Below are 13,129 nucleotides of genomic sequence, written 5' to 3'. Positions count from 1 at the left end.
TCCTAGAACCGCTGCGATCCAGCCAGCACAAGGGGCGCCACCGATGCTCGACCTGACTTATGAGACGCCGAAACCCAAGGTGATCGCCGGGGCCAAGCACGATTGGGAACTGGTCATCGGGATGGAGGTGCACGCGCAGGTGGCCAGTGCCTCGAAACTGTTTTCCGGTGCCTCGACCCTGTTCGGCGCGGAACCCAATTCCAACGTCGCCTTTGTGGATGCGGCGATGCCCGGCATGCTGCCCGTGATCAACGAATTCTGCGTGGCGCAGGCCGTGCGCACCGGGCTGGGCTTGAACGCGCAGATCAACCTGTGGTCGGCCTTTGACCGCAAGAACTATTTCTATCCCGACCTGCCGCAGGGCTATCAGATTTCCCAGCTGTATCATCCGATCGTGGGCGAGGGTGAAATCCTGGTCGACATGGGCCCCGGTGTCGCGCGGCTGGTGCGGGTGGAACGCATCCACCTGGAACAGGATGCGGGCAAGTCGATCCACGACATGGACCCGACCATGTCCTTCGTCGACCTGAACCGCACGGGCGTGGCGCTGATGGAGATCGTCAGCCGCCCCGACATCCGCGGCCCCGAAGAGGCCGCCGCCTATGTCACCAAGCTGCGCCAGATCCTGCGGTATCTGGGCACCTGCGATGGCAACATGCAGAACGGCAACCTGCGCGCCGATGTGAACGTCTCGGTCTGCCGCCCCGGACAATACGAGAAGTATCAGGAAACGCAGGATTTTTCGCATCTCGGCACGCGGTGCGAGATCAAGAACATGAACTCGATGCGGTTCATGCAGGCTGCCATCGAATACGAGGCGCGCCGCCAGATCGCGATTGTCGAAGGCGGAGGCGCGGTGGTGCAGGAAACCCGCCTGTATGATCCCGACAGGAATGAAACGCGGTCGATGCGGTCCAAGGAAGAGGCGCATGACTACCGCTATTTCCCCGACCCCGACCTGCTGCCGCTGGAGATCGAACAGGCTTGGGTCGACGACATCATGGCCAGCCTGCCGGAGCTGCCGGACGCGAAAAAATCCCGCTTTGTCAAGGACATGGGCCTGTCGGAATATGACGCCAGCGTGCTGACCGCCGAGGTGGCGAACGCAGATTACTTCGAGGCCGTGGCCGATGGGCGCGATGGCAAGATGGCGGCCAACTGGGTCATCAACGAACTGTTCGGGCGGCTGAAGAAGGACGATGCCGAGATCAGCCAAAGCCCGGTCACTCCGGCGCAGCTGGGCGGGATCCTCGACCTGATTGCCAAGGGCGACATCAGCGGCAAGATCGCCAAGGACCTGTTCGAGATCGTCTATACCGAAGGTGGCGATCCCGAAAAAATCGTTGAAGAGCGCGGCCTTAAGCAGGTGACCGACATGGGCGCGATCGAGGCGGCCGTGGACGAGATCATCGCCGCAAACCCCGCCCAGGTCGAAAAGGCCAAGCAGAATCCCAAGCTGGCGGGCTGGTTCGTGGGACAGGTGATGAAGGCCACCGGCGGCAAGGCCAACCCCGCGGCCGTCAACCAGATCGTGAGCGCGAAGCTGGGGCTTTAGGGTGGTGGGTTGGCACCCACCCTACGGCGCCGACCTGCACAATGGCGATGAACGGGTCATGCAGGGGTGGGTTGGCACCCACCCTACGGTGCCGACCTGAAAAAGGGCGATGCACGTCATGCACCTCGCATGCGCAGGCCATGCGCAAGCGGATCGGGCTGCCGCGTAGGGTGGGTGCCAACCCACCACGGGCCTGTTCGCCCCCGGCCATCGCTGCACGACACGTCGCATGGTGCGAGCAGGAGGTCTGCGGCGCGTCGGCCTGTCGGGATTTCCGGCGCCTTGCGTCCCGAGCGCACCCGAAAACGCGCGTCGCGCTGCGCTCCTGACCTGCATCCTCTTGGCGGCATCACGGGGATGGGTTACCTTGCGTCACCGCGCGTGGGGGAGCGATGAGAGATCACGACAAGGCAGAGGCAGTGGCCGCGCCCTCGGGCGATATGGATGACCTGATCGGGCGCGTTTATGACGTGGCGCTTGACCCGTTGTCCTACGAGCATCTGGTGGATCGCTGGAACGACCTGGTGATGTCGGGGGCGGATGTGGGGCTGGCGCGGGCGCCGTTGATGGATGATCCGGCGATCTTTGGGCATTTCGACCGGGCGGGTACCGTGCTGGATCAGGTTGCACGGGTGCCGCAGGGCGACGAGGTGACGCTGCTGCTGGACCAGCTCGACAGCGTGGCGGCGCTGGTGATCGACCGGGATCTGCGGGTGGCGGGGCTGAACCCGGCCGCTGCGGGCGCGCTGGGGCTGCGGACCGGGGCGTCGCTGGCCGAGGCCCGGATCGATGCGCAGGACCGTGCAGCGCTGTCGCGGCGGGTGGCGCGGATGCTGGAGGATGCCGACAGCGCGGCCTCGGTGTTCCGGGTGCGGGCGGCGGATGCGGGGCGGTTCATCGTGTTCCACATGCGCCGCCGTATGGTGGCCGGCGCGCCGATGGTGGTGGCGGTCACCGCGCATCTGCACTGGCCCGATGGGTTCGGGCGGATGCTGTCCGAGGCGTTCGGGCTGAGCATGGCCGAGACCGAGGTGGTGCGTCTGCTGATCGACTGCGCCAGCGTCAAGGAGATCGCCGAAACGCGGGGCCGCTCGATCGAGACGATCCGGGCGCAGGTCAAGGCGATCATGGCCAAGACCGAGACGCGCGGGCAGGTCGAGCTGGTGCGGCTGGTGCTGTCGATGATGGATATGGCGGGGGTTGCGGCGGATCGCGAGGCCGTGGTGGGCGGTGATCCGGCGCAGGAGGGGCGGCTGGCCAGCGTGCCGTTCCAGCGGTTCGTGGCCGCGGACGGGCGGCGGCTGGAGTACATGGTGCTGGGCGATCCGGCGGGGCGGCCTGCGGTCTATCTGCATTCGGCCTATGGGTTGGCGCGCTGGCCCGCGCAGGCGGAGCGCGCGCTGCGCGACGGGCAGATTGCCCTGATCGTGCCGGTGCGCGCGGGCTATGGCGGGTCGGACCCGGCCCCGCGCTCTGGCACCTATGCCGGGCAGGTGGTGCGCGATATCGTGGCGCTGATGGATCATCTGGGGGTGGAGAGCGCCCCGGTGATCAGCCACGAGGGCGATGCGCAGTTTGCCTTTTGGCTGGTGCATGACTGCCCCGAGCGGGTGCGCGCGCTTATCCCCTGCGGGGCGTTCCTGCCGCTGACCCGCCCCGAGCAGATCGCGCGCATGAACAAGTGGCACCGGATGATCATGGGCGGGGCGCGCTATACGCCCAAGCTGTTGCCGTTCATGATCAAGGCGGAGTTTCACCTTGCCCGCAAGGGCGGGCGGCGCGCGTTTCTGCATGCGGTGCTGGGCGAGGCCGAGGCGGATGTGGCGCTGTTGTCCGAGCCCGATTTCCTGGAGGCGATGGTGACGGGCAGTCACGTGGCGCTGAACGACACGCACACCGCCCATGATGCCATGTCGCGCAACGTGCTGGAGCAGGCGCGTGTGGACTGGACCCGGGCGGTGCGGGCCACGCAGACCCATGCCATCCCGGTGCATATGGTCAACGGCGCGCAGGACGTGCAGTCGCCGCCCGAGACGCTGGCCGAGTTCCGTCAGGATTACCCCTGGATCAATTTCCACATTCACGAGGATGCCGGGCAACTGGTGCTGTTTGCCAAGTGGCCCGAGGTTCTGGCGCTGCTGCGCCCGTTTCTCCAGCCGTGTTAATGGCGCGTTAACCCATATTGGGGATGCGCGCCGCGCCGCGCGATTCTAGGCTGTGACAGGAACCGGGGGGTAACAATCCTGTTTCCGCGTCCTTGCAGGGATTTACTGCACCGGACTGCGTAGATTTTGGCTTTTGCCGCACCGCGCCTTGGGTCGCCAAAACGGCCTTGGGATATGGGGTTTGGCGGTGGCACGTCGCATTAAGGTCTTTCGGGACCTACCAGATCGACCCTCGGTAAGCTGCGCAGCCCGCCGGGGGTCTATTCGTTTGTGCAGGGCGTTGCGCTCAGAACAGGCTGCCTTGTTCGGGCGGTTTGGGCTTGGGGGCGGATTTGGCGGGTTTTGCCGCACCACCTGGTCCCCCACCCGGGGTAATCCGGCCATCGGCGAACTCGATTTCCAGCACCTGTGCCGCGTTTGCGGCCTTGGCGGTGGTCACCACCTCGCCATCGCCGCGCACCACAGCATAGCCGCGCGCCAGCGTCGCCTTGTAGCCCAGCGTTTCGCGCAGCCGGTCCAGCGCGTCGATCTGTTTGCGCCATGTCTGCGTCTGGGTCTGCCCGGCCTTGGACAGGCGGCGCGACAGGTCGGTCAGCCGGTCCTGCGACTGGGTCAGGTTGCGACGGATCGGCGCAAGGCTGAGCCGGTCGGTGCGCCGTCCCAGCGATTCGCGCTTGCGCTCCACTGCGGCCGTCAGCCCGGCGGCAAGGCGCGGCGCGCTGCCGGCAAGGCGGCGCTGCTGTTCGGCCAGTGCGCGTGACAGGATCGACGGGCGCAGGCTGCCCGATGCCTCGGACAGGGCCACGCGGCGGCGCTGCACCATGCCGGTCAGGGCCAGCGGCAGGCGGTCGGCGGCGCGGTCATAGCGCTGGCGCGGGCCGTCCAGCAGGCTGTCGGGCCGGGGCAGGGCGCGCGACAGATCGCGCAGGCGCTGGCCGCGCAGGCCGATGGCCTGCGACAGCGCGCGCGACAGGCGTGCGCCCTGCCCATCGGTCCAGGCCAGCAGCTCCAGCCGCACGGGCACGGCCAGTTCCGCGGCCGCCGTGGGTGTGGGCGCGCGCTTGTCCGAGACATAGTCGATCAGCGTGGTGTCGGTTTCATGCCCCACGGCCGAGATCAGCGGAATCTCGGATGCGGCGGCGGCGCGGGCCACGATTTCCTCGTTGAAGCCCCACAGATCCTCGATGCTGCCGCCACCGCGCGCGACGATGATCAGGTCGGGACGGGGCAGCGCGCCGCCGGGCGTCAGCGCGTTGAACCCGGCGATGGCGCGGGCCACCTCGGGGGCGCAGTTCTGGCCCTGCACGGCAACCGGCCAGATCAGCACCTTGCGCGGGAAGCGTTCGCGCAGGCGGTGCAGGATGTCGCGGATCACCGCGCCGCTGGGCGAGGTGACCACGCCGATCACATCGGGCAGATAGGGCAGGGGCCGCTTGCGCGCAGGATCGAACAGCCCTTCGGCCTCGAGCGCCTTCTTGCGTTTCTCCAACATGGCCATCAGTGCGCCCATGCCGGCGGGTTTGATATCTTCGATCACGATCTGATACTTGGACTGCCCCGGAAAGGTGGTCAGGCGACCGGTGGCGATGACTTCCATGCCCTCTTCGGGCTGGACCGACAGGCGGCTGGCGACACCTTTCCAGATCACGCCGGACATCACCGCACGGTCATCCTTGAGATCCAGATAGATGTGGCCCGAGCGCGGGCGGCTGATCCGGCCCAGTTCGCCGCGCACGCGGATGTGGGAGAACTCGCCCTCGATCACGCGTTTCACCGCGCCCGAGATTTCGGACACGGTGTATTCGGGCTCGTTCATGCCTGGAAGGGGGTCGTCGATCAGGTCGGACATTGCGCCTCGCTTGCCTATGGCTTGCGCACACCCTAGAACGCCGCGCAGGCAAGGCCAAGACGGAGAGCGCCATGAATATCCTGATCCTCGGCGGCGGCGGGCGCGAACATGCGCTGGCCTGGGCGGTGTTGCAGAACCCCAAATGCGACCGTCTGGTGGTGGCCCCGGGCAATGCGGGCATCGCGCAGATGGCCGAATGCGCCGATCTGGACATTCTGGATGGCGGTGAGGTGGCCGCCTTCTGCGAAGCCGAGGCGATGGATTTCATCATCATCGGCCCCGAGGCACCTTTGGCCGCAGGCGTGGCCGACCGGCTGCGCGATGCGGGGATGCTGGTCTTTGGCCCTTCGGCGGCGGCGGCGCAGCTTGAAGCCTCCAAGGCCTTCACCAAGGCGGTCTGCGACGCGGCGGGCGCGCCCACCGCCGGATATGCGCATTTCACCGATGCACAGGCCGCGCGGGATTACATCGAGGCCCAAGGCGCGCCCATCGTGGTCAAGGCCGACGGGCTGGCCGCAGGCAAGGGCGTTGTGGTGGCCGAAACCGTGGATCAGGCGCTGGCGGCGGTCGATGACATGTTCGGCGGCGAATTCGGCGACGCCGGGGCCGAGGTGGTGATCGAAGAGTTCATGGACGGCGAAGAGGCCTCGTTCTTCGTGCTGTGCGACGGGGAAACCGTGCTGCCCATCGGCACCGCACAGGATCACAAGCGCGTGGGCGAGGGCGACACCGGGCCAAACACCGGCGGCATGGGCGCCTATTCGCCCGCGCCGGTGCTGACGGACGCGATTGCGCAAAAGGCGCTGGACCAGATCATCAAACCCACGATGGCCGAAATGGCGCGGCGCGGCACGCCCTATACCGGGGTGCTGTATGCCGGGCTGATGATCAAGGACGGCGAGCCGCGCCTTGTGGAGTACAACGCGCGCTTTGGCGACCCCGAGGCGCAGGTGCTGATGATGCGGCTGGGCGCGCAGGCGATGGACCTGATGCAGGCCGCAGCCGAGGGGCGGCTGGCCGGGTGCCGGGTGAACTGGGCCAAGGATCACGCGCTGACCGTGGTGATGGCCGCGGATGGCTATCCGGGCGACTATCAAAAGGGCAGCGTGATCCGCGGGCTTGAGGCGCTGCCGCAGGCCAGCAATGCCATCGTGTTCCATGCGGGCACGTCGGCGCAGGACGGGCAGATCCTGGCCAATGGCGGGCGGGTTCTGAACGTCACCGCGCGTGGCGGGACCCTGGCCGAGGCGGCAGAGCGCGCCTATGGGATGGTCGATGCGATCGACTGGCCCGAGGGCTTTTGCCGCCGCGATATCGGCTGGCGCGCGCTGTAGCGTTCGCGTTTAGCGGGAGTGAAGGGGCGGGTTGCTCGCTTTTCGGGCGTTCCTTTTGGCAGTGCGGGTTTTGATTGCTAGACTTGCCGGCAAACCGGGATCGGGATGCCGTGATGCCGCAAGACACGATCTGCTGTGCGGATGCCCGCCTGACGGGCACGACCCTGTCGGGGCGCGGACAGGGCGGCGCGGTCTGGCAGGTCGATCTGGCCCAGGTATCCGAGGCGGTCTATGCCGAAATCCGGGGCTGGACGGGACTGCGCTATGCCTTGCAGCTGCGTGGCCCGGATGGCTGGCGCGAGGTGGGCGTGACGGTGCCACGCAGCCGGATGGTGCAGTCCTGTGATCTGGCAGAGCATCGCGCGCTGAGCGCCGCCGTGGCCGAGCGCCTGGCCGAGCTGACCCCGGGGTTTCGCATCCAGTATCGCGATCGGGCGTGCCGGGGCGGGTGATGATGGCCGTGACGCTGGGCGCGGTGGCGGCTGCGGTGGCGATTTCGGTGGCGGTGGTGCTGCTGGCGGGGGTCACGGCGCTGGCCTTTGTGGGGCTGGCGATGGCGGCGGTGGCATGGCTGCTGCTGCGGCGCGGGCAGCACCGGCGCTGGCCCGCGATCAGCGCGGCGGCGCTGCCGGGCATCCTGACCGCGGCGGCGCGGCGCGAGTGATCAGGGACAGCTCAGCGCGGCATCCAGATCGCGCGGGGCGGTATAGGGCGCGATCGGCTGCGAGATCAGGCGCGTGCCGTCGAACTGCGTGGCCATCACCTGTTGCCAGCCCGCATCGGCGGTGATCATCTGCGGGCCGGTGCCGCAGTCGCGGATGCCCCCGGGGATGAAATCCCAGCCGATCTTGTGGTTGGTCAGCCCGTCGGCATCGGCCAGATGGGTCAGCGTGCCCGCGTCATAGCGCCAGACCCGCAGCCGATTGGCCAGATGGGGGCGGTCGACATAGGCCAGTTCGACCCGGCCATCGCCATCCAGATCGGCGACGCCCACCGGGGCCAGCCAGCGGTTGCGCGTGCCGATATGGGGCGTCGCGGCGATCCGGCCTGCGGGGCCATAGACGGCCAGCCGCGCACCTGCGGTCAGGCTGGATTCGACCACCACGACCTCGGGCCTGCCGTCGCCGTCCAGATCGGCCAGCCTTGGGCTGGTATCCTCGAACACCAAGGTGTCGGGCAGGGTCATCACCAGGTGCCGCCCGTCCGACAGTGTCAGGCGCAGGGCGCCCCATTCCACCGCGTCCCCTAAGACGCCGTGGGCATAGCGGGTGGTGGGATCGGTGTATTCGGCCTGTGTGATCGTCTGGGCCGTCGCCGCACCGGCCCAGAGCAGCAGCGCGGCGCGGCACAGGATCTGCCCGCCGCGCGTCATGGTCAGATCTGCTTTTCGGGCATGTGCACCACCAGACCGTCCAGCGCATCGCTGACCTTCAACTGGCAGGTCAGGCGCGAGCGGCCGGGATCGGGCTGGTAGGCGAAATCCAGCATGTCCTCTTCCATGTCGTCCTTGGCGGGCAGTTTCTCGACCCAGGCCGCATCGACATAGACGTGGCAGGTGGAACAGGCGCAGGCCCCGCCGCAATCGGCCTCGATGCCCGGAATGTTGTTGTCGCGCGCGCCTTCCATGACGGTCATGCCGTTGGCGACGTCGACGACGTGCTCGGTTCCGTTGTGCTCGATATAGGTGATCTTGGCCATGTGCTATGCTCTCCCCTTGGACGGTTTCGGGGTCTTTCCTAGCCAAGCACCGGGGGCCGTGCCAGCGCAATTTTCGCATATGGTGTCGCGGGGTTGCGGGAATCGGCATATGTTCTATATTTGTTCTCATGACGCGCTTGACCCGGATGCACGAGATGAACAGGCCCGGGCCGCCGGGCTGGGCACGCCCGCCCGCGGCGCTGGTGGCGGCGCATCTGGACCGTCCACCGGGCGGCGCGCGGGTGACGGTGGCGGGGCTGGTGATCCTGCGCCAGCGCCCGGGCACCGCCAAGGGGGTGATCTTTCTGACGCTGGAAGACGAGACCGGGACGGTGAACGTGATCGTCTGGCGCAAGATCTATGAACGGTTCCGCCGGGCGGTGATCGCGGGGCGGCTGCTGCGCGTGACCGGACGGGTGCAGCGCGAGGCCGGGGTGACCCATGTGATCGCCGAGGGGATCGAGGATATCTCGGACATGCTGGACCGGCTGCTGGACAGCGAGCCCGAGGGTGCGCTTTATCTGCCGGAGAAAACCGGGTAACCTGCGGCGGACAGGCCCGTCAGAGGTCGGCAAGAGGCGCAAGGCAGATGCAGATATCCCCCCGTTTCGTCGCCGCGCTGATCGCGCTGGCCGTCTTGTCGGCGTGCCAGAGCACGCAGGCCGAGCCCCCGGCCACACGGCTGTTCCAGCCGGCGCCGCCGGGGGCGCCGCCCGGCACCTGCTGGGGCAAGACCGAAACGCCCGCGCTGATCGAGACGGTGACCGAACAGGTGATCGTGCAGCCGGCCGAGACCGGGGCCGATGGCGCGGTCGTGTCGCCAGCGGTCTATCGCACCGAGACGCGCCAGCAGATCGTGCGCGAACGCCGCGAGACATGGTTCGAGACACCCTGCCCGGAGGTGCTGACGCCCGAGTTCGTGGCCAGCCTGCAACGCGCGCTTGCGGCGCGGGACCTGTACCGCGGCGCCGAGAGCGGCGAGATGGACCGCGCCACCCGCGCCGCCATCCGCCGCTATCAATCGCCGGACGGGGTGGACTCGGGCATCCTGTCGCTGGAGGCGGCGCGCAGGCTGGGGCTGGTGGCGATGGCGCGCGCCCCTGATCCGGCGTGACCTTGCGGAGCGCCTGCGGCGCGCAGGTTTGATCAAGAGAGGCAGGGGCGTTGCCCCTCTGCGGCTGCGCCGCATTCACCCCAGAGTTTACCTGGCAAGATGAAGCGGATCAGCCGATAAGCGAGAACGGGTGTCTTTCGGTTTTCACGCCATAGGCCTGCAGCGCGGTTTCCAGCCGCTCGGGCGGGGGCAGCACGTCATGCGGCAGGCGCAGCTTGCGCCCGTCGGTCAGCACCAGCGTGACGCGCATCGACATGTCGAGGCGGCGGTCGAAGCGGACCTTGTCGATGCGCACCAGCGGCACGCGGTCGGCCCCCAGGATGCCCTGCCAGTCCAGCGCGGTGGCATCGAGGGTCAGGCGGCACTGCGGGTTGCGCCAGACCTCATACGCCAGCGGCAGGGTGAAGAGGGCAAGGCTGGCCACGATCCAGGGGGCCGCGTCGAGAAACACCAGCAGCCCCGCCAGCCCGGCCCAGATCAGCACCAGCGCGCCCATATTGCGGCGCGACCGGCCCCGGCTGTGGTGGGTCAGGGGCGTGGGGTCAGCCAAGGATCCGGCCGACCATCTCGGTCGTGTCGCGGCTGAGGCCCTGAGTGGCAAGGATGCGTTTCAGCGCGGCGCGGGCGTGGGCCTGCCGGGTCGTATCATGGCGTGACCAGGTCTCGAACGCGCTGCACATGCGGGCGGTGGTCTGCGGATTGAGCGGATCGAGCCGGATCAGCCAGTCGGCCAGCAACGCATAGCCCGCCCCGTCGGCGCGGTGGAAGGCGGCGGGCGACATCGCCAGCGCACCCAGCGTGGCGCGGAAGCGGTTGGGGTTCTTCCAATTGAAATCAGGGTGATCGGTGAGGGCCGCGCAGGTTTCGACGGCCTGCGACGGGTCGGCATGGACCACCTGAAGGCTGAACCATTTGTCGATCACCAGCCGGTCGTGCCGCCACTGGTCGTAGAAGGCGGCGGTGGCCTGGTCGCCCTTGCCGGCCTGCAACAGGCAGCCCCAGGCGGCGAGCTGCTGGGTCATGTTGTCGGCTGCGTCATACTGGCGCTGGGCCTGTGCGCCTCCGTCCAGACGGGTCAGCAGGGACAGCGCGGCGTTGGCCAGTGCGCGGTTGCCCGATTGCGCGGCATCGGGGCGGTAGAGGTCGGTGACCTGATGCTGGGCGTAGAGCCGGGGCAGCGTGTCCTGCATCTGCTGGGCCAGCGCCTGCCGCAGGGTTTGCCCGGCGTCCCAGATCGCCTGCGGGTCGGGGGTGGTGCCGGTGTCATAGAGCGTCTGCGCGATGTCGTCCTGCGACGGCAGCCCAAGGGCCAGCGCGCGGAAGGCCGGATCGGCGGTGTCGTCGCGCAGCATGGCGTGCATCGCCGAGAGATAGCCGTCATCGGGGGCGGCCCCGTCGCGCACCATGCGGATCAGCACGTCGCGGGCCAGGTCGCGCCCGGCCTCCCACTTTTTGAAGGGGTCGGTGTCATGCGCCAGCAGAAAAGCGCGTTCGGCATTGGTAGTGTCGCGCTGGACGATCACAGGGGCGGAAAAGTCGCGCAGGATCGACGGGATAGGCCGCGCGGTCAGCCCGTCGAAGGTGAAGCCTTGTTTCGCTTCGGTCATCTCCAGCACGGTGGTCGGCACCACCTCGTCGCCGTTTGGGTTCAACAGGCCCACGGCGATGGGGATCACCTGCGGGCCCTTGTCGGGCTGGCCGGGGGTGGCGGGGGTGTGCTGTTCGAACGTCAGGGTATAGGTGCCGTCGGCGAACTCTTCGGTGACAGAAAGGCGCGGGGTGCCGGCCTGTTCGTACCAGCGCTTGAACTGGGTCAGGTCGCGGCCGGTGGCGTCCTGAAACACCGTCAGCCAATCCTCGATCGTGGCGGCGTCGCCATCGTGGCGGTCGAAATAGAGGTCGAGCGCGCGGTCGTAAGCATCGTCGCCTACAAGGCGTTTGAGCATCCCGATCAGCTCGGCGCCCTTTTCATAGATCGTGGCGGTGTAGAAATTGTTGATCTCGACAAAGCTGGCGGGGCGCACCGGATGGGCCAGCGGGCCGTTGTCCTCGCGGAACTGGCGCCCGCGCAGGGCGATCACGTCGCTGATGCGCTTGACCGGGGCGCTGCGCATGTCGGCGGTGAACTGGCTGTCACGAAAGACCGTCAGCCCCTCCTTGAGGCACAATTGGAACCAGTCGCGGCAAGTGATGCGGTTGCCGGTCCAGTTGTGGAAATACTCATGCGCGATGATCGCCTCGATCCGTTCGAAATTCATGTCGGTGCTGGTTTCGGGGCTGGCCAGCACGCAGGACGAGTTGAAGACGTTCAGGCCCTTGTTCTCCATCGCGCCCATGTTGAAATCATCGACGGCGACGATGTTGAACACGTCCAGATCGTATTCGCGGCCATAGACCTGTTCATCCCATGTCATCGAGGCTTTCAACGCCTCCATGCCAAAGGCGCATTTGTCCTCGTCGCCCGGGCGCACCCAGATGTTGAGATCGACATGCCGGCCCGAGCGGGTGGTGAATGTGTCGGGATGGGCCACCAGATCGCCCGCCACCAGCGCGAAGAGATAGGCGGGTTTGGGCCAGGGGTCGTGCCATTCGGCCCAGCCGTCGCCCGCGCCCGCCGGGTTGCCGTTGGACAGCAGCACCGGATGCGGGCCGTTGATGCGCACGGTGAAGGGGGCCATCACGTCGGGGCGGTCGGGGTAGTAGGTGATCTTGCGAAAGCCTTCGGCCTCGCACTGGGTGCAGTACATGCCGTTCGACATGTACAGCCCCTCGAGTGCTGTGTTGGCGGCGGGATTGATGTGAACCTCGGCCTCCCACACGAAGGGGGCGTCGGGCACGGCGCAGGTCAGGCCCTGATCGGTGACATCGGGCGTGACTGGCTGGCCGTCGATGCTGGCGCGGAGCAGGGTCAGGTCCTCGCCATGCAGGAAGAAGTCACCCGATTGTGAGGCAGGGTTGGGTTTGAATGCTATGCGACTGATAACGCGTGTTTTTTCCGGGCTCAGGTGGAAGGTCAGATCGACCTTTTCGACCAGGTATGCTGGTGGCGTGTAGTCACAAAGATATATGGTGTTGGTAGAGGCGTCTTTCATCGTGGGCGCTCCAGTCATATGATCCGGGTTTGTCCAGAGGGTAGAACGATGCGGTGCGGGCTTCAATGGCCCGCCGGACAGGGCCGGGACAGCAGAAATTGAGGTTTGCCATGTCAGCACCGAACACCGATGTCGAAAAGCAGGAAAAGAAACACAAGCCCTCGTTGCTGGGGATGAAGGGCGCGGTGGCATTTGCCGTGGTGCTTCTGATCCTGTTCGGCGGATGGGTGATCGTGAACGGGAATGCGCCGGAGACGCCCGAGACGCGGATCGACGGTCGCACGGGCGATGAAGTCCCGGCTGACTGAGCCTTTGCCGTCGC

The 13,129-nt window shown here is 67.2% G+C and carries 13 protein-coding genes; 8 read left to right on the top strand and 5 right to left on the bottom strand.

Translation table 11 applies throughout. The features are described 5' to 3' along the window. Positions 1 to 43 precede the first annotated feature (43 nt). Together gatB and ACFTOW_RS06635 are read left to right on the top strand one after the other, a co-directional pair. On the top strand, positions 44 to 1,555 hold the full coding sequence (gatB, locus tag ACFTOW_RS06640; protein WP_379914277.1) for an Asp-tRNA(Asn)/Glu-tRNA(Gln) amidotransferase subunit GatB: 1,512 nt from the start codon (positions 44 to 46) through the stop codon (positions 1,553 to 1,555). A gap of 392 nt (positions 1,556 to 1,947) precedes the next feature. Further along, positions 1,948 to 3,720 (top strand): bifunctional helix-turn-helix transcriptional regulator/alpha/beta hydrolase, encoded by a 1,773-nt coding sequence (locus ACFTOW_RS06635; RefSeq protein ID WP_379914276.1) that lies wholly within the window; start codon positions 1,948 to 1,950, stop codon positions 3,718 to 3,720. A 286-nt stretch (positions 3,721 to 4,006) separates the two neighbouring features. Here ACFTOW_RS06635 and xseA read toward each other — a convergent pair whose 3' ends face one another. Beyond that, the gene (gene xseA, locus ACFTOW_RS06630) at positions 4,007 to 5,569 is read right to left on the bottom strand and encodes an exodeoxyribonuclease VII large subunit (RefSeq protein WP_379914275.1); all 1,563 of its coding nucleotides are present in this window, start codon (positions 5,567 to 5,569) and stop codon (positions 4,007 to 4,009) included. A 71-nt stretch (positions 5,570 to 5,640) separates the two neighbouring features. Here xseA and purD point away from each other — a divergent pair, with 71 nt between their 5' ends. The 3 genes from purD to ACFTOW_RS06615 all read left to right on the top strand — a co-directional run bounded on the left by purD (position 5,641) and on the right by ACFTOW_RS06615 (position 7,567). Beyond that, the gene (purD, locus tag ACFTOW_RS06625; protein ID WP_379914274.1) at positions 5,641 to 6,903 is read left to right on the top strand and encodes a phosphoribosylamine--glycine ligase; all 1,263 of its coding nucleotides are present in this window, start codon (positions 5,641 to 5,643) and stop codon (positions 6,901 to 6,903) included. A 113-nt stretch (positions 6,904 to 7,016) separates the two neighbouring features. Further along, on the top strand, positions 7,017 to 7,355 hold the full coding sequence (locus tag ACFTOW_RS06620; protein WP_379914273.1) for a hypothetical protein: 339 nt from the start codon (positions 7,017 to 7,019) through the stop codon (positions 7,353 to 7,355). After that, positions 7,355 to 7,567 carry a hypothetical protein gene (locus ACFTOW_RS06615; RefSeq protein ID WP_379914272.1) on the top strand — a complete coding sequence of 71 codons (213 nt, stop codon included), beginning with the start codon at positions 7,355 to 7,357 and terminating at the stop codon, positions 7,565 to 7,567. The genes ACFTOW_RS06620 and ACFTOW_RS06615 overlap by 1 nt, the downstream gene beginning before the upstream one ends. Here ACFTOW_RS06615 and ACFTOW_RS06610 read toward each other — a convergent pair whose 3' ends face one another. Both ACFTOW_RS06610 and ACFTOW_RS06605 read right to left on the bottom strand, forming a co-directional pair. Then, complete coding sequence (locus ACFTOW_RS06610; RefSeq protein ID WP_379914271.1) at positions 7,568 to 8,275, bottom strand: FG-GAP repeat domain-containing protein; 708 nt, start codon at positions 8,273 to 8,275, stop codon at positions 7,568 to 7,570. 2 nt (positions 8,276 to 8,277) lie between these two features. After that, on the bottom strand, positions 8,278 to 8,601 hold the full coding sequence (locus tag ACFTOW_RS06605; protein ID WP_379914269.1) for a 2Fe-2S iron-sulfur cluster-binding protein: 324 nt from the start codon (positions 8,599 to 8,601) through the stop codon (positions 8,278 to 8,280). Between the two features lie 128 nt (positions 8,602 to 8,729). Between ACFTOW_RS06605 and ACFTOW_RS06600 the strand changes: the two genes are divergently transcribed. Together ACFTOW_RS06600 and ACFTOW_RS06595 are read left to right on the top strand one after the other, a co-directional pair. Then, on the top strand, positions 8,730 to 9,143 hold the full coding sequence (locus tag ACFTOW_RS06600; protein ID WP_379914268.1) for an OB-fold nucleic acid binding domain-containing protein: 414 nt from the start codon (positions 8,730 to 8,732) through the stop codon (positions 9,141 to 9,143). Between the two features lie 47 nt (positions 9,144 to 9,190). After that, positions 9,191 to 9,715: a peptidoglycan-binding domain-containing protein gene (locus tag ACFTOW_RS06595; RefSeq protein WP_379914267.1), complete on the top strand. Its 525-nt coding sequence runs from the start codon at positions 9,191 to 9,193 to the stop codon at positions 9,713 to 9,715. Between the two features lie 109 nt (positions 9,716 to 9,824). On the opposite strand, the gene ACFTOW_RS06590 is transcribed toward ACFTOW_RS06595, so the two are convergent. Both ACFTOW_RS06590 and pepN read right to left on the bottom strand, forming a co-directional pair. Next, the gene (locus tag ACFTOW_RS06590; protein ID WP_379914266.1) at positions 9,825 to 10,265 is read right to left on the bottom strand and encodes a hypothetical protein; all 441 of its coding nucleotides are present in this window, start codon (positions 10,263 to 10,265) and stop codon (positions 9,825 to 9,827) included. Continuing rightward, complete coding sequence (gene pepN, locus ACFTOW_RS06585) at positions 10,258 to 12,807, bottom strand: aminopeptidase N (RefSeq protein WP_379914265.1); 2,550 nt, start codon at positions 12,805 to 12,807, stop codon at positions 10,258 to 10,260. The genes ACFTOW_RS06590 and pepN overlap by 8 nt, the downstream gene beginning before the upstream one ends. A 110-nt stretch (positions 12,808 to 12,917) precedes the next feature. Between pepN and ACFTOW_RS06580 the strand changes: the two genes are divergently transcribed. Further along, a complete protein-coding gene (locus tag ACFTOW_RS06580) occupies positions 12,918 to 13,115 on the top strand; it encodes a hypothetical protein (protein WP_379914264.1) in 198 nt (65 codons plus the stop codon). The last annotated feature ends 14 nt before the right edge of the window (positions 13,116 to 13,129 follow it).

Origin of the sequence: Lacimonas salitolerans (assembly GCF_042677865.1) — a bacterium.
GTDB lineage: Bacteria > Pseudomonadota > Alphaproteobacteria > Rhodobacterales > Rhodobacteraceae > Lutimaribacter > Lutimaribacter salitolerans.
Note: the sequence above shows the minus strand (reverse complement) of the source record. Positions and strands in the feature narration are given on the sequence as shown.

Coding starts and splice junctions, on each gene's coding strand:
- ACFTOW_RS06610 (WP_379914271.1), bottom strand. CDS start 8,275: ATGACGCGCGGCGGGCAGATCCTGTGCCGCGCCGCGCTGCTGCTCTGG.
- ACFTOW_RS06595 (WP_379914267.1), top strand. CDS start 9,191: ATGCAGATATCCCCCCGTTTCGTCGCCGCGCTGATCGCGCTGGCCGTC.
- ACFTOW_RS06580 (WP_379914264.1), top strand. CDS start 12,918: ATGTCAGCACCGAACACCGATGTCGAAAAGCAGGAAAAGAAACACAAG.
- ACFTOW_RS06620 (WP_379914273.1), top strand. CDS start 7,017: ATGCCGCAAGACACGATCTGCTGTGCGGATGCCCGCCTGACGGGCACG.
- gatB (WP_379914277.1), top strand. CDS start 44: ATGCTCGACCTGACTTATGAGACGCCGAAACCCAAGGTGATCGCCGGG.
- purD (WP_379914274.1), top strand. CDS start 5,641: ATGAATATCCTGATCCTCGGCGGCGGCGGGCGCGAACATGCGCTGGCC.
- ACFTOW_RS06605 (WP_379914269.1), bottom strand. CDS start 8,601: ATGGCCAAGATCACCTATATCGAGCACAACGGAACCGAGCACGTCGTC.
- ACFTOW_RS06635 (WP_379914276.1), top strand. CDS start 1,948: ATGAGAGATCACGACAAGGCAGAGGCAGTGGCCGCGCCCTCGGGCGAT.
- xseA (WP_379914275.1), bottom strand. CDS start 5,569: ATGTCCGACCTGATCGACGACCCCCTTCCAGGCATGAACGAGCCCGAA.
- ACFTOW_RS06600 (WP_379914268.1), top strand. CDS start 8,730: ATGACGCGCTTGACCCGGATGCACGAGATGAACAGGCCCGGGCCGCCG.
- pepN (WP_379914265.1), bottom strand. CDS start 12,807: ATGAAAGACGCCTCTACCAACACCATATATCTTTGTGACTACACGCCA.
- ACFTOW_RS06615 (WP_379914272.1), top strand. CDS start 7,355: ATGATGGCCGTGACGCTGGGCGCGGTGGCGGCTGCGGTGGCGATTTCG.